A 309-nucleotide genomic window follows, 5' to 3' on the forward strand; every position below is an offset into this window, starting at 1 on the left:
AGTGGCTAGATCACGTGAAGATCGAGCAGGCATGTCTGCGTCTGACGTTCGAGGAGTACCGGCAAAGCATTCGGGAAACCAAGGATCGGATCAAACGCTACGACCAGGCCATCGCCCAAGAGGCCCAGACCAGCGCGCACGCGCCGCTCATCGGGGCGATGCAAGCGCTGCGGGGAGTGGCGGTCCTGACCGCGACCACGTTGGTGTCGGAAGTCATGGACATGTCGCGTTTTCCAACGGCGGGAGCGTTCATGAGCTACTGCGGTCTGGTGCCCAGTGAAAACTCGACAGGGGATAGCCGACGGCAAG

Annotated in this window: 1 protein-coding gene; it reads left to right on the forward strand. The window is 61.5% G+C overall.

From position 1 onward, the window contains the following. Positions 1–14: 14 nt before the first annotated feature. Positions 15–309: transposase (locus DQG13_RS30455; protein ID WP_146767249.1), on the forward strand; the 295-nt coding region annotated here is incomplete at its 3' end.

The sequence above is a fragment of the Paenibacillus sp. YN15 genome (genome assembly GCF_003285005.1).
In the GTDB taxonomy this organism is placed as follows: Bacteria; Bacillota; Bacilli; order Paenibacillales; family NBRC-103111; genus Paenibacillus_AR.